We start from the raw sequence: 16,678 nt of genomic DNA, 5'->3' as shown, positions 1-16,678 counted from the left end.
CGCGGTCGACCGCTCCTCCACAGGGGCGGGATCGGGAGGCGTCTCCACGGATCGGCCGGAGGGTCGATCGGTGGGATCGGGAGTCAGCGATCCTCGGAGGAGGGGCACGGAGCGGGGCGGAACGGAGCAGGACGGATGAGAAGTGACACGGCGATCAGCGGCGGGGGAGGCTCCCGGAGTCGAGGACTCGGTAGGAGCAGGGATGCGGGAAGTGGTGTGCCCGGAACGAGCCGGGGCTCGAGGAGCGGCGGAGGTGCGGCGTCCGGCGGAGGAACGGGCATCGACGTCTCCGCGGGGCGCGTCGAGTGGCGCCGACCCGGGTGGGGAGGTCTCGGCGCTCTGGGCGACGAGGAGGGGTCGGCGACGGCGGAGTACGCGATCGCGACGATGGCCGCAGTCGGTTTCGCCGGGCTGCTGGTGGTCATCCTCAAGGGCGACGAGGTGCGGAGCATCCTGACCGACCTGGTGACCCGCGCGCTCACCGCGGCGGGATGAGAGGCCTTCCGCTGCTGCGCGGGCGGCTCGTCCAGGAGGAGGGCTCGGCCACTGCCGAGCTCGCGCTCGTGCTCCCGGCGGTGGTCGCGGTGCTGGCGCTGTGCCTGGGGTCGGTAGCGGCCTCGGCGCAGTACGTCCGGCTCGTCGACGCGGCCGCCGACGCGGCCCGGTCCGCGGCCCGGGGCGACGACCCCCGCGCGCCGCTCGCCCGGGTGACGGGGGCGTCGCTCACGGCGGGGGAGCAGGACGGACTGGTCTGCGTCGACGTCGCGGCCCGGCTGCGCCCGCTCCCGGCGGTCTCGCTCCCGGTCTCGGTCCGGTCCTGCGCGCTGGGCGGGGGCGGATGATCCGCCGGCTCCCCGGGGCTGTCCGCGACCGGGAGGAGGGATCGGCCGCGGTCGTGGCGATCGGAGTCGTCGCGGGCACGATCCTGGTGACGGCCGCCGTCCTCGCCGGCTGCGCAGGAGTCGTCGGGCACCAGCGAGCGGTCGCCGCCGCGGACGCCTCGTCCCTGGCAGCGGCCGACGTCGCCTCCGGCCTGCTGGCCGGGGATCCGTGCGGACGTGCCGCCGCCGTAGCCCGCGCGAACGGCGCCGAGCTCGTCCTCTGCGACGTCGACGGCGGCGTCGCGAGAACGGAGGCGGCCGTCACCGCGGGTCCGCTCTCCCTCACGGCGCGGTCGAGGGCCGGCCCGCCGCCCTGAGGGCGGGGGCAGCAGCGGGCGTCGTCCGGACCGAGGTCCGGACGACGCCGCGGGAGCGCGTCAGTCGGAGGAGAGTCGCTGGTACCGGTACGCGGCGGCGGTCGGCAGGGCGCCCGCGCCCTCGTCGTGCTCGAGGCCGCCGGCGAGGAGGTAGATGTAGCGGGAGCCCGCCCTCGCCCCGGGGATCTCGAGGCGTGCGGCGGGGGCCTGATCGTCGCCGTATCCCCGGCGGAGGGTCTTGCCCTCCAGCGGTCCGTCGAGGAGCTTGGCCGTGTAGGCGGAGGTCGTGGTGGTGTGCGTCGTTGCCATGCCTCATCATGCGCCGATCGGCGCCGCGCGTCACCCCCGTCGACGGCAGGCCGGGCAGGCGGCTCCGAGGCCGTGTCCAGCGTCCTCCCGAGGTCCCCGTGTCCTCGGGAGGGGGCAGCACGTCCGGGGTCAGTGTGTATGGTGTGCCTGTCGGGCGCCCCCGCCGATGGGGACGCGTCGCCGTTCCCCGCACCACGTCGCCGCGCACCGTCTCCCCGCAGCAGGGGACGTCGGACCACTGGTCGTCCGACCCGACAGCACCAATCGAGGAGAACTGTGTCCGGCACGAAGAAGCTGGTGATCGTCGAGTCGCCGGCGAAAGCCAAGACCATCGCCCAGTACCTGGGCGACGGCTACGAGGTGCTCGCCTCCGTCGGGCACATCCGCGATCTCATCGAGCCGAAGAACCTCCCCCCGGAGCTGAAGAAGGGCCCGCTGGGCAAGTTCTCCGTCGACGTCGACAACGGCTTCGAGCCCTATTACGTCGTGTCCGACCAGAAGAAGAAGACGGTCGCCGACCTCAAGCGCGCGCTGAAGAACGCCGACGAGCTCTACCTCGCCACTGATGAGGACCGCGAGGGCGAGGCCATCGCGTGGCACCTCCTCGAGGAGCTCAAGCCCAAGGTCCCCGTGCACCGCATGGTCTTCCACGAGATCACGAAGGACGCGATCCAGAAGGCGCGCGACAACACCCGGGACATCGACACCTCCCTGGTCGACGCCCAGGAGACCCGCCGCATCCTCGACCGCCTCTACGGCTACGAGATCTCGCCCGTGCTGTGGCGCAAGGTCGGCCCCGGGCTCTCGGCCGGCCGGGTGCAGTCGGCCGCGACCCGCCTGGTGGTCGACCGCGAGCGGGAGCGCCTGGCGTTCGTGTCGGCGAGCTACTGGGACCTCGCCACCGTGCTGGCGCCCGAGTCGGACGCCGCGGCGGGCTTCGACGCCCGCCTGGCCCGGCTCGACGGCAAGCGGATCGGAAGCGGCCGCGACTTCGACGACCGCGGTCAGCTGAAGGGCGACGTCACCGTCCTCGACGAGTCCACCGCCGGTGCCCTCGCCGAGGCGCTGCGCGACCCCGCCACCACGGTCCGGGTCTCGAACCTCGAGTCCAAGCCGTACTCGCGCCGCCCCGCCGCCCCGTTCACCACGTCCACGCTCCAGCAGGAGGCGGCGCGCAAGCTCCGCTTCTCGGCGCGCCAGACGATGAGCGTCGCGCAGTCGCTCTACGAGAACGGCTTCATCACCTACATGAGGACCGACTCGCCCGGGCTCTCGCAGCAGGCGCTGAACGCCGCACGCACTCAGGCCGCGTCCCTCTACGGAGCCGAGACCGTCCCGGACAAGCCCCGGCTGTACTCCGGCAAGAACAAGAACGCGCAGGAGGCGCACGAGGCCATCCGGCCAGCGGGCGAGACCTTCCGCACCCCGGACCAGCTCTCGGGCACCCTCCGCGGCAACGACCTCCGCCTCTACGAGCTCATCTGGAAGCGCACCGTCGCCTCGCAGATGGCCGACGCCAAGGGCTCGACCGCCACCGTGACGCTGCTCGCCGAGCCGGCCGGCGACGTCGCGAAGACCGCCGAGTTCACCGCCTCCGGAACCGTCATCACCTTCCGCGGATTCCTCCTCGCCTACGAGGAGGGGCGCGACGAGGAGCGTCACGGCGCCCGCGACGAGAAGGACGCCAAGCTGCCGGTGCTCGAGGTCGGCCAGAGCCTGGTCGTCGCCGCGGTCGAGGCCAAGGGCCACGAGACCTCGCCGCCCCCGCGCTACACGGAGGCGAGCCTGGTCAAGGCGCTCGAGGAGCTCGGCATCGGCCGGCCCTCCACCTACGCGTCGATCATCTCCACCATCGTCGACCGCGGCTACGTCACTCCGCGCGGCACCGCCCTCGTGCCCAACTGGATCGCCTTCTCGGTGGTCCGGCTGCTCGAGGACTTCTTCTCCGACCTGGTGGAGTACGACTTCACCGCCGAGATGGAGGGCGACCTCGACCGCATCGCCGGCGGCGAGGAGGACCGCGTCGCCTGGCTCAACCGCTTCTACTTCGGCGGAGGCACGCACCCCGGGCTCCGACACGTCGTGGACAACCTCGGCGAGATCGATGCGAAGAGCATCAACTCCGTCCGGATCACCGACGACATCACCCTGCGCATCGGCAAGTACGGCCCCTACCTCGAGGTGGCCCAGGAGGAGGGGCAGGAGACGCCGCGTCGCGTCAACCTGCCGCTCGAGCTGGCTCCCGACGAGCTCACGCCCGCCAAGGCGCAGGAGCTCGTCGACGCCCCGGTGCAGACCGACCGCGTGCTGGGAAGCAACCCCGACTCGGGCAAGACCGTCGTCGTCAAGGACGGGCGCTTCGGCCCCTACGTGACCGAGGTCGATCCGGAGCCGGAGACCGCGGCGGATCCCGCCACCGGGGAGGTCGTCGAGCCCGTGCCCGCGAAGCGCGGCGCGAAGAAGCCCGCTGTCGTGAAGCCGCGCACCTCCTCCCTCTTCAAATCCATGGACGTCGCGTCGATCGACCTGGCGACGGCGCTGCGCCTGCTCGACCTGCCGCGCACGGTCGGTGACGACCCCGAGAGCGGCGAGCCGATCACGGCTCAGAACGGCCGGTACGGCCCGTACATCAAGAAGGGCACCGACAGCCGGTCGCTCACCAGCGAGGACCAGATCTTCGAGGTCGACCTGCCGACGGCGCTCGAGATCTTCGCCCAGCCGAAGTACGGGGCGCGACGCGCGTCGAGCGCGCTGAAGGAGTTCGAGGCGGACCCCGTCAGCGGCAAGCCGATCCGGATCCGCGACGGACGCTTCGGCGCCTACGTGACCGACGGCGAGACCAACGTCACGATCTCCAAGGGCCTGACGATCGAGGAGATCGACTTCGAGCAGGCGGTCCAGATGCTCGCCGACAAGCGCGCGAAGGGCCCGGCCAAGAAGGCTCCGGCCAAGCGCGCGCCGGCCAGGAAGCCCGCGGCCAAGACCACGGCGGCCAAGACCACGGCGGCCAAGACGACCGCGGCGAAGACGACGGCGGCCGCCAAGAAGACGACCGCAGCGAAGAAGCCCGCCGCGCCCCGCGCCACCGCCGCCAGCCGCGCGGCCGCGGCGGCCGCCGCCGAGACGTCGGACGCGACGGAGTCGTGACCGGGCTGTTCGTCACCCTCGAGGGCGGGGACGGCGCGGGCAAGACCACGCAGGCCCGGCTGCTCGAGGAGTGGCTGGGCACGCGGGGCGAGACCGTCGTCCGCACCCGCGAGCCCGGAGGCACCGAGGTGGGCCTGCAGATCCGCGAGATCGTTCTGCACCACCGCGGCGAGATCGACCCGCGTGCCGAGGCCCTGCTCTACGCGGCGGACCGCGCCCAGCACATCGGCACGCTCGTGCGACCGGCGCTCGAGCGCGGAGAGGTCGTCGTGCAGGACCGCTACATCGACTCCTCCGTCGCCTACCAGGGAGCCGGGCGGGTCCTCGACGCCGTCGAGGTCCGGCGGCTCTCGGAGTGGGCCACCCACGACCTGAGGCCAGACCTCACCGTCCTGCTCGACCTCGACCCCGCCGTCGCGCGGGGCCGGCTCGACGCGGCCCGCACCCGCTTCGACCGGCTGGAGGCCGAGAAGGCGGAGTTCCACGGGCGCGTGCGCGAGGCGTTCCTGGCGATCGCCGAGACGGACGCCGAGCGCTTCCTCGTCGTGGACGCCGCTCTCCCCGTCGAGGAGATCGCGGCCGCGGTGCGGGAGCGGGTCGCCGTCCTCCTCGACGGCGCGTCGGCTGTCGGTGCTCGCGGTTAGCCTGGTTGCATGACCGTCTGGAGCCAGCTCGTCGGGCAGGAGCACGCCATCGGCGCCCTGCAGGACGCCTCGACGCCCCGGGACGACCGTGGCCGGGAGTCGTCGTCGATGACGCACTCCTGGCTCATCACCGGCCCTCCCGGGTCCGGCCGCTCGAACCTCGCCTACGCGTTCGCCTCCGCACTGCTCTGCCGCCACGGCGGCTGCGGGGAGTGCCCCGACTGCCGCCAGGTCGCCGCCCGCTCCCATCCCGACCTCGCCGTGCTGACCACCGAGCGCGTGATCATCTCGATCGACGAGGTGCGGCGGCTGGTCAGCAGCTCGCAGTACTCGCCCTCGGTGTCGCGCTACCGCGTCATGGTCATCGAGGACGCCGACCGGATGAGCGAGCGCACGTCCAACGTGCTGCTGAAGGCGCTCGAAGAGCCGCCGGAGCGCACTGTCTGGATCCTGTGCGCCCCGAGCGAGGCCGATCTGCTCCCCACCATCCGCTCCCGCGTCCGCTCCGTGCGGCTCCGCGTGCCGAGTGTCGAGGACGTCGCCGGTCTCCTCGAGCGCCGCGACGGGGTCGACCCCGAGACCGCCGAGCGCGCCGCCCGCCAGGCTCAGAGCCACATCGGGATGGCGCACCGCCTGGCGACCGACGCGAACGCGCGCGAGCGGCGCGAGGAGACGCTCCGCATCGCCCTGCGCCTCCGCGGCGTCTCGGACGCGGTGCTCGGCGCGGCGCGGATGATCGAGGTCGCGACCGAGGACGCCAAGGCGATCACCCTCGAGCGCGACGAGGCCGAGCGGCAGCAGGCGCTGCGCTCGCTCGGCGTCGAGCCCGGGGGCACCGTGCCCGCGCAGCTCCGCTCGCAGCTGCGGGCGCTCGAGGAGGACCAGAAGCGACGCGCGACGCGGAGCCTCCGCGACGGCCTCGACCGGATCCTCGTCGACCTGCTCTCCCTCTACCGCGACGTGGTGCGCCTCCAGCTCGGAGCGCCCGGAGGCGTCATCAACGAGGAGGTCCGGACCGAGATGACCGCGCTCGCCGACGCGACTCCGCCCGACCGCACGCTCGCCGTCCTCGACGCGATCGCGACCGCCCGGCAGCGGATCGACGCGAACGTCTCCCCGGTCCTCGCTCTCGAGGCGCTGCTCGTCGTCGCGGCGCGCCGTCCGGTGGCCGCGTGAGGCGGGGGCGCCGTTCGGCCGTCGTCGTCGCGCTCGTCGCGGCCGCGTCCCTCCTGACCGGCTGCTTCGCGCCCGGCCCGAGCGTCGACCGGACCTCCACCCCCTATCCGCAGACCGTCGACGACTCCCTGGAGCGCTACTACTCGCAGGTGCTGGTCTGGGACGACTGCGGCGACGGCGCTCTCTGCACCGACGCGACCGTCCCGCTCGACTGGGACGACCCCTCGGGGGAGATCGCGTCGATCGCTCTGGTGCGCCGACCCGCGACGAAGGGCCCGGCGATCGGGTCCCTGCTCGTGAATCCGGGCGGACCGGGAGCGTCGGGCGTCGACTTCGTCCGCGACAGCGCCGACTACGCGGTCGACTCCGCGCTCGCCGCCCGGTACGACGTCGTCGGCTTCGATCCGCGCGGGGTGGGCGCCTCCACCGCGGTCTCCTGCCTCGACGCCGCGGGGCTCGACTCCTACCTCTACGACATCACGCCGGGGGAGCGGGGCAGCGACGAGTGGATCCAGGCGCAGCGCACGACCGCTGCCGCGTTCGCCGCCGCTTGCGAGGAGCGTAGCGGGCCGCTGCTGCCCGAGGTCGGCACCCCGAGCGCCGCCCGTGATCTCGACGTGCTGCGCGCGGCGCTCGGCGACGAGACGCTGCACTACCTCGGCTACTCCTACGGCACGTTCCTCGGAGCGACCTACGCCGGGCTGTTCCCGGACCGGGTCGGCCGCCTCGTCCTCGACGGCGCGATCGACCCGGCGGCCACCTCGTTCGACGTGGTGCGCGAGCAGGCGAAGGGGTTCGAGAGCGCACTGCGCGCCTACCTCTCCGACTGCCTCCGCTCGGACGACTGCCCGTTCACCGGCACTGTCGACGCGGGGATGGCCCAGCTGAAGCGCATGCTCGAGGACGTGGACGCCTCGCCGATCCGGGCCGCCGACGGCCGTGAGCTCGGCGCGAGCACGCTGTTCACCGCGATCGTCTACCCGCTCTACGACGCCACGGCGTGGGGAGCGCTGAGCGAGATGCTGGCCGGCGTCCGCCGGGGCGACCCCGCGGTCGCGTTCCAGTACGCGGACGCCTACAACGGGCGCGACGCGGACGGCCGGTACGCGGACAACACCACCGAGGCGTTCCTCGCGATCAACTGCGTCGACTACTCCTACGACGCCGACACCGCCTCGATGCGCGCCGACGAGGCCGCTCTCGAGCAGGCCGCGCCGACGATCGGCCGCTACATGGCCTACGGCGACATCCTCTGCAGCGAGTGGCCGGCGGCGTTCGAGGGCTCCCGCGAGCCGATCACCGCGGAGGGCTCGGCGCCCATCCTGGTCGTGGGCACCACGAACGATCCCGCGACGCCCTACGTATGGGCGCAGGCGCTCGCGGGCGAGCTCTCCGCCGGTCACCTGGTCACCTACGACGGCGAGGGCCACACGGCCTACAACAAGTCGACGTCCTGCGTGAACGACGCGGTCGACGCGTACCTGCTCGAGGGGACCGTCCCGGAGGTGGATCCGCAGTGCTGACCGAGCAGGAGCGGTCCCGCGAGCAGCAGCCCGGGCTCCGCGAGCGCAAGCGCCTGGCCACGCGGCGGGCGATCGAGATCGCCGTCCTCCGCCTGGCGAGCGAGCGCGGGCCGGAGCGGGTGACCATCGACGACGTCTCGCGCGCCGCCGACGTCTCCACGCGCACCTTCTTCAACTACTTCGCCTCGAAGGAGGACGCGCTGGTCGGCGGGCTCCCGGTCATCGCCGACGAGACGGCGGCGGCGTTCGTCGCGGGCCGGGGCGCCGTGCTCGAGGACCTGCAGCGGGTCTTCGTCGCCGCGATGGAGGAGCCGCTCGAGGAGGATCGGGAGCTGCACGTCCTCCGCCGCGCGCTCTTCCGCGAGCACCCGCATCTGGTCGGTCTGAAGATCGCGGGCATGCGCGAGTTCGAGCTCGCGGTCGAGGGGCTCGTCGCCGAGCGTCTCGGCCAGGAGGACGACGACGCGGAGCGGGTGCGCAGCCGGGCGCGGATGCTGACGCTCCTCGGGCTCGCCGCCGTCCGCCACGCCTGGGCGGCCTGGGTCGATCACGACGGCCGGGAGGCCCTGCCCGGACGCATCGCCCGCTCCTTCGAGGAGCTCCGCGGCGCGCTCGCCTGAGCCGAGCGCGGCGGTCGCCGCCGCCGTCGCGGAGCCTCTGCTCGACCGCGCCGTCCTGATTCACGCCCGGGGGCGCGAGCAGGCTATGCTGTGTAATCGTGTCCGGGGCTCAGGCCCCGCGTGCACGCCGCCTTAGCTCAGTCGGCAGAGCGTCTCACTCGTAATGAGAAGGTCGTGGGTTCGATTCCCACAGGCGGCTCCCTCTCCCGTCATCCGCGACGTCCCGGCCGGATCCGCGAGTTCCCGGCCTCATCCGCGGCGTCCAGGTCGCGTCGAACTCGCGTCGCTACCCTGTTGCGGATGACCGACACGCCTCCTCCCCGCCGTCGCCGCACTCTCGTGGTCGCCGCGGTGCTCGTGGCCGCCGTGCTCGGTGGCGGCGCCTTCGGCGTGGGGACGGCCCTCGGCAGCGCCGCGGAGCCCGGGGCGCTGCCCGTCGCCTCGACCCCGACCGCCACCGCGACTCCCGCACCGACGCCGACGGCCACGGCGCGGCCCACCGCCGAAGCGGCGGCCGAGGCGCTCCGCACCTGCTCGGTGGCGGGGCTCGCCGCCGACCCGCGCCTGGGCTCGATGCAGGCGCGTGTGGTCGACGCCGCGACGGGCGAGGTCCTGTTCGACCGCGGGGGCGGGACCGCGTCCCGCACCGCCTCCGCCCTCAAGATCCTCACGGCCGCGTCGGCGCTCGCGGTCCTCGGCCCGGACACGCGCATCGCCACCACCGTGGTCCGCGGGAGCGAGCCCGGAAGCGTCGTCCTCGTCGGCGGGGGAGACCTCACCTTGACCCGGCTCCCGACCGGCCGGGAGTCGACCTACGCCGGAGCGGCCCACCTCGACGATCTCGCGGCGCAGGTCGAGAGCGCCTGGGAGGCCGACCCCTCCACCGCCGGGACGCCGATCACGTCGCTGGTGCTCGACTCCTCCCTGTACTCGGGCGAGACCTGGCAGCCGAGCTGGAACCGCAAGGAGCAGGTCGACGGCTACATGCCCGAGATCACGGCGCTCCAGGTGGACGGCGATCGCGAGGACCCCACGGCCTCGACCTCCGAGCGCGGCACGGATCCGGTCGGCCGGGCCGGAGAGGCGTTCGCCGACGAGCTGGACGGCTCGCCCGTGGTCTCCACCGGGACCGCTCCCGCGGGCGCCGCGGTTCTCGGCTCGGTCGAGTCGGCCCCGGTCGGCACGCTCGTGCAGCAGATGCTGCTCGTCTCCGACAATGCGATCGCCGAGATGCTCGCGCGGCTCGTCGCGATCCGCACCGGCGCGGGCAGCGACTTCGCTGCCGAGCAGGCCGGTGTGCTGCAGGGGCTCGCCGGTTACGGTGTCGACACGTCCGGGATCGCGATCGTCGACGGCTCCGGCCTGAGCGACGACAACGCGGTCGCGCCGGCGTACTTCACCGAGCTGCTCCGGAAGGTGCAGGCCCGCGAGGGGCAGCTGGGGATCCTCCTGGACGGCCTGCCGGTGTCGGGCCGGACGGGCTCGCTCTCATACTCCGACCGCTTCGCCGGCGACAACGCCGCGGCCGACGGCGCGGTGCGGGCGAAGACGGGCTGGATCGACACCGGCTACACCCTGGCCGGCGTGGTCACCGCGGCGGACGGCACCGAGCTGACCTTCGCGGTCTACGCTCTCGGCGACGTCTCCGACTCGGCGAAGACCGCGATCGACACTCTCGTGACGGGCGTCTACCGCTGCGGATCCTCGCTCTCCGACTCCTGACCCGGGCGGGTCGACCTCCCGCTCCTCCTCGCCACCTCCTCCCGGAAGGCCCACGATGACCACCGCACTCCTGATCGTCGACGTGCAGAACGACTTCACCGAGGGCGGCGCGCTCGCCGTCACAGGCGGCGCGGCCGTCGCCCGGGGAATCACCGAGCATCTGGCGGCGCACGCCGACCGCTACTCCGCGGTGCTGGCCTCCCGCGACTGGCACGAGGGCGATTCCGACAACGGCGGCCACTTCGCGGTGGAGCCGGACTTCGTCGACAGTTGGCCCGTCCACTGCGTCGCCGGCACGGACGGCGCGCGGTTCCACCCGGCCCTGGACACCGCTCTGATCGACGTGCAGATCCTCAAGGGGCAGGGCCGCCCCTCCTACTCGGCCTTCGAGGGCACGACGGAGGCGGGCGAGGAGCTCGGCGCCGTGCTCGCGGAGCGGGGCGTCACTGCGCTCGACGTCGTGGGACTCGCGACCGACCACTGCGTGCGCGCCTCGGCGCTCGACGCGCGACGGGCGGGGCTCGAGGTCCGCGTGCTCCAGGACCTGGTCGCAGGCGTCTCCGAGGAGGCGAGTGCCGCGGCGCTGCGCGAGCTGACGGAGGCGGGAGTCCGCGTCGAGCGGTCCGTCTGAGGGCTCGTCCCTCCACAGGGCTCACGGAGGCGCAGGTCCTCGCGGCTCCCGGCGACCCCGCCCCCGGAGCGATCGCCCGTCCTACACTGGGAGGACGAGAAGCTCCTCCCGGCGCGGTCTGCGCGCTCCGATCCGAAGAAGTGGTTCCCTCCTGTGACTGATTCCGTCGCGTCCCGCGCCGCCGAGACCGCTCTGCTCGCCCGCATCCCCACGCAGCTGCTGATCGGCGGTGAGTGGGTGGACGCCTCCGGCGGCGGCTCGATCGACGTCGAGGACCCGGCCACCGGAGCGGTCCTGGTCTCGATCGCCGACGCGACTCCGGAGGACGGGGTCCGGGCGCTCGACGCCGCCGTCGCCGCCGGTCCGTCGTGGGCCGCGACGGCGCCGCGGAAGCGGGGCGAGATCCTCCGGCGGGCGTTCGACCTCCTGCAGGAGCGCACCGAGGAGTTCGCGCTCCTGATGGCGCTCGAGATGGGCAAGCCGGTCGCGGAGGCGAGGGGCGAGGTCGTGTACGGCGGCGAGTTCCTCCGCTGGTTCAGCGAGGAGGCGGTGCGCATCAGCGGACGCTACGGTGTCTCGCCCGAGGGCAGCGGCCGGATGATCGTCTCGCAGCACCCGGTGGGCCCCTGCTACCTGATCACCCCCTGGAACTTCCCGCTCGCGATGGCGACGCGGAAGATCGCTCCGGCGCTGGCGGCGGGCTGCACCGTCGTCGTGAAGCCGGCCGAGCTCACTCCGCTCACCACGCTCGCCTTCGCGGCGCTGCTCGCCGAGGCGGGGCTCCCCGACGGCGTACTTAACGTGGTCACCACGTCCTCGGCGGGAGCCGTGTCGGCTCCGATCCTGTCGGATCCCCGCCTGCGGAAGGTGTCCTTCACCGGCTCCACTCCCGTCGGGCGCACGCTGCTGCAGCAGGCGTCCGAGAACGTGCTGCGGACCTCGATGGAGCTGGGCGGCAACGCGCCCTTCGTCGTGTTCGAGGACGCCGACCTCGACCGGGCGGTCGAGGGCGCGATGCTCGCGAAGTTCCGCAACATCGGCCAGGCCTGCACGGCCGCCAACCGCTTCTTCGTGCACGAGTCGATCGCCGAGGAGTTCGCCGCGCGGATCGTGGAGCGCGTGCGCGCTCTGCGCGTCGGCCGCGGCACCGAGGACGGGGTGACCATCGGCCCGCTGATCGACGAGCGCGCGGTCGAGAAGGCGTCCGCGCTGGTGGAGGACGCCGTCTCCCGCGGCGCGCGCCTGCTCACCGGCGGCGATCGGATCGAGGGGGCCGGCCACTTCTACCGGCCGACCGTGCTCGCGGGGGTCGACCGGGAGAGCGAGATCCTGCGCACGGAGATCTTCGGCCCGGTGCTCGCGATCGTGCCGTTCACCGACGAGGACGACGCCGTCGAGCTCGCCAACGACACCGAGTACGGACTGGTGTCCTACGTCTTCACGCGCGACCTCGCCCGCGGTCAGCGGATGATCGAGCGGCTCGCCACCGGGATGATGGGCCTCAACGTCGGCGTGGTGTCGAACGCGGCGGCGCCCTTCGGCGGGGTGAAGCAGTCGGGCCTCGGCCGCGAGGGCGGACTCGAGGGGATCCACGAGTACCTCAGCACCAAGTACACGCTCACCCCCGACCCCTTCGCCTGATCCGGTGGAGCGGATCGAGGTCACCGCGCTCGACGACCCGAGGCTGCGCGACTACGCCCACGCCACGGACGTCGCGCTGAAGAACGCCCGCGGCCCGCACGGCCTGTACATCGCGGAGTCGGCGCTCGTGCTCGAGCGTGCGCTCGCCGCCGGGCACCGGCCGCGCTCGGTGCTCGCCCTCGGCGGATCGGCAGGCGAGGCCGAGCGCCTGGTCGGCTGCTTCGACGTCCCCGTCTTCACGGGCCCGGGTGAGCTCCTGGCCGAGCTCACCGGGTACACCCTGCACCGCGGCCTGATCGCGGCGATGGACCGGCCCGTGCTGCCCGACCCGTCCGACCTGCTCGCGGGAGCGCGCCGCGTCGTCGTGCTCGAGGACGTGGTCGACCCGACGAACGTCGGCGCGATCTTCCGCTCCGTCGGGGCCATCGGAGCCGATGCCGTGCTGGTGACGCCGCGCTGCTCCGATCCGTACTACCGCCGCGCCATCCGCGTGAGCATGGGAACGGTCCTCCAGGTGCCCTGGACACGCGTCGGCGACTGGCCGTCGACGCAGCGGCTCCTGCACGGAGCGGGCTTCACGATCGCGGCGATGGCTCTGACCCCGGAGGCGGTGCCCCTGCGGGAATTCGCCGCCCGCGCTCCGGAGCGCGTCGCCCTCGTGCTCGGCACCGAGGGGCAGGGTCTCACCGCCGACGCGCTCGCCGCCGCCGATGTCGCCGTCCAGATCCCGATGCGGCACGGGATCGACTCGCTCAACGTCGCTGCGGCGTCGGCGGTCGCGATGTGGGCGCTCGCCGAGCCCTCCTGACAGGCGCGCCTGTGCCCCGTTGGGGGTGCCACTGGGGCGTGAGAGCGCGCCCAGCGCTCGCCGGAAGCATCGACTGCGCTACCGTGGCCGCACTCCTGCCCGCAGCCGTCACGAACGAGGTCGTCCATGCTCCTGCGCACGACGCTCCGCCCGCCCGTCGCGCTGCTCGTCGGAGTCGCGCTCGCACTGAGCCTCACCGCCTGCTCCGGTCCCGCCGCGGAGGTGCCGGACGGGTCCGTGCGCGACTCGGGCTCCGTCGCGACCGCCGCCCCGGCGCCCACCGGCACAGCCGATCCCGAGAGCGGCGCGCGCATGACCCGCCTGATCAGCGACTGCCTCGCCCGCTACGGCCTGAGCGACCGGCCGCCGCTCGCGAGCCCGCTCGCGGAGGAGGAGGTCCGCCTGGCGGCGCAGCGCGCCCGTGACGCCTACGACGCCACCCTGACCGACTGCTCGGCGCAGGCGCTCGCGTCCGGAGAGCCGAGCAGTGATCCGACGGGGGAGCCCGGCAGCGAGCCGACCGACGAGCCCGACGCCGACTCCACCCCCGCTCCGGCGGGCTGACCGTGCGACTCGAGGGGACGTCCGCGCTGATCGCGGGGGGAGCATCCGGACTGGGAGCCGCGACGGCGACGGCGCTCGACGCCGCAGGAGCGCACGTGGTCGTGCTCGACCTGCCGCACGCGGTGGAGGCCGCGCGTCTGCCCGCCTCCGTGCAGCTGATCGCCGGGGACGTCCTCGATCCGGACGCCGTCTCGCGCGCCGTGGAGGCGGCGGGGGAGCTGCGCGTCGCCGTGAGCTGTGCGGGCGTGGCCACGCCCGGGCGGCTGCTCGGACGCGACGGGCCGCTGCCGCTCGAGCAGTTCGAGCAGGTGCTGCGGATCAACACGACCGGGACGCTCAACGTGCTGCGCCTCGCCGCGGCGTCGATCGCCGAGCGGGAGCCGGTCGACGGTGAGCGGGGAGTCCTCGTCACGACCGCCTCCGTCGCCGCCTTCGAGGGGCAGATCGGGCAGGCGGCCTACGCCGCGTCGAAGGGAGCCGTGGCGGCGATGACCCTGCCGCTCGCGCGCGAGCTCGCGGCCCGGCTCGTGCGCGTGGTGTCGATCGCACCGGGCACGTTCGACACGCCCCTGCTCGCCGGGCTGCCGGACAGGGCCCGCGAGGCGCTCGGCTCGGCGACGCCGCATCCGGCCCGCCTCGGACGCCCCGAGGAGTTCGCGGCCCTGGTGCGGCACATCGTCGAGAACCCCATGATCAACGGCGAGACCATCCGGCTCGACGGGGCCCTGCGGCTGCCGCCGCGCTGAGGGACGAGCGGGCGCAGGCTGCTGGTCGAGACGTGCGGGCGTCTCGAGACGCCGCTGCGCGGCTGGTCGACCGGCATGAGGCAGCGGCGGTCGCGAGACGCCGCTGCGGCGTCCGTCAGACGAGCAGCTGGTGCTTGGCGAGGTCCCGGTAGAGCGGCGTCGACTCGACGAGCTCGGAGTGGGTGCCGACTCCCACGACCTCGCCCTTCTGCAGCACGACGATGCGGTCGGAATCGACCACCGTCGACAGGCGGTGCGCGATCACCAGCAGGGTCCGGTTCTCGGCGACCGCGTCGATCGCCAGGCGCAGGCGCTGCTCGTTGAGGCCGTCGAGGCTCGACGTGGACTCGTCCAGCAGCAGGATCGGCGGGGCCGCCAGGAGCGCGCGGCCGATCGCGAGGCGCTGACGCTCGCCGCCCGAGAGCATCACTCCGCTCTCGCCCACCGGCGCGTGCAGGCCGAGCGGGTTGCGCTCGAGCACGTCGGTCAGGTTCACCGCCTCGAGCACCCGGAGGCAGTCGGCGTCGTCGGCGTCGGGGCGGCCGAGGACGAGGTTCTCGCGGATGGTGCCGGCCAGGACGGGGGCGTCCTGCTCGACGTAGCCGATCTGCGCGCGGAGCGCGTCGCGGTCGATGGCCGTGATGTCGACGCCGCCGAGTCGGACGACGCCGGCCTCCGGGTCGTAGAACCGCTCGATGAGGGCGAGGATCGTGCTCTTGCCCGCTCCCGACGGTCCGACCAGGGCGGTGCGCTTGCCGCGCGGCACGGTGAAGGAGACGCCGCGCAGGACGGTGCGGTCGCGCTCGTCCGCTACGGCCGCCGCGTCGGGCACGGCGCCCTCCTCGTAGGAGAACACCACGTCCTCGAAGGAGATGGCCTCCTCCGCCACGCCGGCGCCGAGGCCGCCCGCGGAGGCGTCGCCGTCGCCCTCGATCGGCAGATCGATGATCTCCTGGATGCGGCCGAGGGCGCCCAGCGCCGAGTTCACCGAGGTGATGGCGCCGATGAAGTTGCCGAGCGGCATCACCATCATGAAGAGGAAGAGGATGAACGAGACCAGCTGGGCGATGTCGATCGCGCCGGACGCGACGCGGTAGCCGCCGACGCCGAGGACGGCGAGGAAGGCGACCTGCATGGCGATCCCCGCCACCGGCACCACGAGGGCCGAGACGTGCGCGACGCGGATCCCGAGGCGGTACGCCTCCGTCGCGTGCTGATCGACGACCGCGATCTCGCGATCGGTGGCTCCGGCGGCACGGATCGTCCGGACGGCGCTGATGGCGCGCTCGACGGCCGCGGCCAGATCGCCGACCTTCTCCTGCGCCTTGCGGCTGGCGGTGCGGATGCCGCGGCCGAGGGTCAGTGCGAGCCCGAGGGCCACCGCCACCACCGCCACGATGATCAGCAGCAGCACCCAGTCGATGACGGCCATCGCGATGATCGCGCCGACGAAGACGAGGGAGCCTGCGATCGAGTCGACGAGCCCCTGGGTCAGCACCGCGCGCAGGAGCGTGGAGTCGGAGCCGACGCGCGAGACGAGGTCGCCGGTGCGGCGCGCGTCGAACTCCCGGATGGGGAGGCGCAGCAGCCGCGCGACGAGGCGGCGGCGGCTCGAGAGCACGATCCCCTCGCCGGTGCGCTGGAGCAGGTAGTGCGCGAAGCCCGAGATCAGCCCGGAGGCCACGACCAGGCCGACGAGGGCCCACACCAGCGGGCCGAGATCGAGACCGGACTGGACCCGGGTGATGACCTGGCCGACGAGCAGGGGCTGGCCGAGGCTCGCCGCCGCTCCGAACAGGCTGAGGACCACGACGACCGAGAGGATGCCGCGGTGCTCGAGCAGGTAGGGCACGAGCTGCGAGAAGGAGGCGCGGGGTCCGTCGTCGCGGGAGGGTCGTCGTCCGCCGCGCCGGGAGGTGGTGGTGCTCATCGCCGTCCATTCTGCCCCG

The 16,678-nt window shown here is 73.5% G+C and carries 16 protein-coding genes and 1 tRNA gene; 15 read left to right on the top strand and 2 right to left on the bottom strand.

Translation table 11 applies throughout. The annotated features are described in order from the left end of the window. Positions 1 to 216 precede the first annotated feature (216 nt). Genes C5C37_RS01565 through C5C37_RS01555 form a run of 3 tightly spaced genes read left to right on the top strand, consistent with a single transcriptional unit; the run spans position 217 to position 1,198 of the window. On the top strand, positions 217 to 495 hold the full coding sequence (locus tag C5C37_RS01565) for a DUF4244 domain-containing protein (protein WP_244229600.1): 279 nt from the start codon (positions 217 to 219) through the stop codon (positions 493 to 495). After that, a complete protein-coding gene (locus tag C5C37_RS01560; protein ID WP_104222193.1) occupies positions 492 to 842 on the top strand; it encodes a TadE family type IV pilus minor pilin in 351 nt (116 codons plus the stop codon). Before C5C37_RS01565 ends, C5C37_RS01560 begins: the two co-directional genes overlap by 4 nt. Beyond that, complete coding sequence (locus C5C37_RS01555; RefSeq protein ID WP_104272867.1) at positions 839 to 1,198, top strand: Rv3654c family TadE-like protein; 360 nt, start codon at positions 839 to 841, stop codon at positions 1,196 to 1,198. Before C5C37_RS01560 ends, C5C37_RS01555 begins: the two co-directional genes overlap by 4 nt. Before the next feature lie 60 nt (positions 1,199 to 1,258). Here C5C37_RS01555 and C5C37_RS01550 read toward each other — a convergent pair whose 3' ends face one another. Then, positions 1,259 to 1,507 (bottom strand): hypothetical protein, encoded by a 249-nt coding sequence (locus C5C37_RS01550; protein ID WP_104222197.1) that lies wholly within the window; start codon positions 1,505 to 1,507, stop codon positions 1,259 to 1,261. 276 nt (positions 1,508 to 1,783) lie between these two features. On the opposite strand from C5C37_RS01550, the gene topA reads away from it, so the two are divergent. The 12 genes from topA (at position 1,784) to C5C37_RS01490 (ending at position 14,729) form a co-directional block, all read left to right on the top strand. Beyond that, on the top strand, positions 1,784 to 4,654 hold the full coding sequence (gene topA, locus C5C37_RS01545) for a type I DNA topoisomerase (RefSeq protein WP_104338305.1): 2,871 nt from the start codon (positions 1,784 to 1,786) through the stop codon (positions 4,652 to 4,654). Then, positions 4,651 to 5,298 carry a dTMP kinase gene (tmk, locus tag C5C37_RS01540; protein WP_104267511.1) on the top strand — a complete coding sequence of 216 codons (648 nt, stop codon included), beginning with the start codon at positions 4,651 to 4,653 and terminating at the stop codon, positions 5,296 to 5,298. The genes topA and tmk overlap by 4 nt, the downstream gene beginning before the upstream one ends. Before the next feature lie 9 nt (positions 5,299 to 5,307). Then, positions 5,308 to 6,474, top strand: a complete 1,167-nt coding sequence (locus C5C37_RS01535) for a DNA polymerase III subunit delta' (RefSeq protein ID WP_104222203.1) — start codon at positions 5,308 to 5,310, stop codon at positions 6,472 to 6,474. Beyond that, positions 6,471 to 7,997 carry an alpha/beta hydrolase gene (locus C5C37_RS01530; protein WP_104338304.1) on the top strand — a complete coding sequence of 509 codons (1,527 nt, stop codon included), beginning with the start codon at positions 6,471 to 6,473 and terminating at the stop codon, positions 7,995 to 7,997. The genes C5C37_RS01535 and C5C37_RS01530 overlap by 4 nt, the downstream gene beginning before the upstream one ends. Beyond that, positions 7,991 to 8,617 (top strand): TetR/AcrR family transcriptional regulator, encoded by a 627-nt coding sequence (locus tag C5C37_RS17315; RefSeq protein WP_181027157.1) that lies wholly within the window; start codon positions 7,991 to 7,993, stop codon positions 8,615 to 8,617. Before C5C37_RS01530 ends, C5C37_RS17315 begins: the two co-directional genes overlap by 7 nt. Before the next feature lie 126 nt (positions 8,618 to 8,743). After that, a tRNA-Thr gene (locus C5C37_RS01520) sits at positions 8,744 to 8,816 on the top strand. A 101-nt stretch (positions 8,817 to 8,917) separates the two neighbouring features. Next, complete coding sequence (dacB, locus tag C5C37_RS01515; RefSeq protein ID WP_104309684.1) at positions 8,918 to 10,339, top strand: D-alanyl-D-alanine carboxypeptidase/D-alanyl-D-alanine-endopeptidase; 1,422 nt, start codon at positions 8,918 to 8,920, stop codon at positions 10,337 to 10,339. A 55-nt stretch (positions 10,340 to 10,394) separates the two neighbouring features. Beyond that, a complete protein-coding gene (locus C5C37_RS01510) occupies positions 10,395 to 10,970 on the top strand; it encodes an isochorismatase family protein (protein ID WP_104262888.1) in 576 nt (191 codons plus the stop codon). Between the two features lie 153 nt (positions 10,971 to 11,123). Continuing rightward, positions 11,124 to 12,611 carry an NAD-dependent succinate-semialdehyde dehydrogenase gene (locus C5C37_RS01505; protein ID WP_104260349.1) on the top strand — a complete coding sequence of 496 codons (1,488 nt, stop codon included), beginning with the start codon at positions 11,124 to 11,126 and terminating at the stop codon, positions 12,609 to 12,611. Positions 12,612 to 12,615: 4 nt separating this feature from the next. Then, entirely contained in the window at positions 12,616 to 13,419 is an 804-nt protein-coding gene (locus C5C37_RS01500) for an RNA methyltransferase (protein WP_104338303.1), read from the top strand. 126 nt (positions 13,420 to 13,545) lie between these two features. Next, positions 13,546 to 13,983: a hypothetical protein gene (locus C5C37_RS01495; RefSeq protein WP_104233723.1), complete on the top strand. Its 438-nt coding sequence runs from the start codon at positions 13,546 to 13,548 to the stop codon at positions 13,981 to 13,983. A 2-nt stretch (positions 13,984 to 13,985) separates the two neighbouring features. After that, positions 13,986 to 14,729 (top strand): SDR family NAD(P)-dependent oxidoreductase, encoded by a 744-nt coding sequence (locus tag C5C37_RS01490; protein WP_104247335.1) that lies wholly within the window; start codon positions 13,986 to 13,988, stop codon positions 14,727 to 14,729. 115 nt (positions 14,730 to 14,844) lie between these two features. Here the strand turns inward: C5C37_RS01490 and C5C37_RS01485 are convergent, their stop codons facing one another. Beyond that, on the bottom strand, positions 14,845 to 16,659 hold the full coding sequence (locus tag C5C37_RS01485; RefSeq protein ID WP_104233721.1) for an ABC transporter ATP-binding protein: 1,815 nt from the start codon (positions 16,657 to 16,659) through the stop codon (positions 14,845 to 14,847). Between the last annotated feature and the right edge of the window lie 19 nt (positions 16,660 to 16,678).

Source organism: Rathayibacter sp. AY1F9, from assembly GCF_002932155.1.
In the GTDB taxonomy this organism is placed as follows: domain Bacteria; phylum Actinomycetota; class Actinomycetes; order Actinomycetales; family Microbacteriaceae; genus Rathayibacter.
Note: the sequence above shows the minus strand (reverse complement) of the source record. Positions and strands in the feature narration are given on the sequence as shown.

Excerpts from the sequence above, each read along its gene's own strand:
- C5C37_RS01560 (WP_104222193.1), top strand. The coding sequence starts at position 492 with ATGAGAGGCCTTCCGCTGCTGCGCGGGCGGCTCGTCCAGGAGGAGGGC.
- C5C37_RS01555 (WP_104272867.1), top strand. The coding sequence starts at position 839 with ATGATCCGCCGGCTCCCCGGGGCTGTCCGCGACCGGGAGGAGGGATCG.
- C5C37_RS01550 (WP_104222197.1), bottom strand. The coding sequence starts at position 1,507 with ATGGCAACGACGCACACCACCACGACCTCCGCCTACACGGCCAAGCTC.
- C5C37_RS01535 (WP_104222203.1), top strand. The coding sequence starts at position 5,308 with ATGACCGTCTGGAGCCAGCTCGTCGGGCAGGAGCACGCCATCGGCGCC.
- dacB (WP_104309684.1), top strand. The coding sequence starts at position 8,918 with ATGACCGACACGCCTCCTCCCCGCCGTCGCCGCACTCTCGTGGTCGCC.
- C5C37_RS01510 (WP_104262888.1), top strand. The coding sequence starts at position 10,395 with ATGACCACCGCACTCCTGATCGTCGACGTGCAGAACGACTTCACCGAG.
- C5C37_RS01495 (WP_104233723.1), top strand. The coding sequence starts at position 13,546 with ATGCTCCTGCGCACGACGCTCCGCCCGCCCGTCGCGCTGCTCGTCGGA.
- C5C37_RS01485 (WP_104233721.1), bottom strand. The coding sequence starts at position 16,659 with ATGAGCACCACCACCTCCCGGCGCGGCGGACGACGACCCTCCCGCGAC.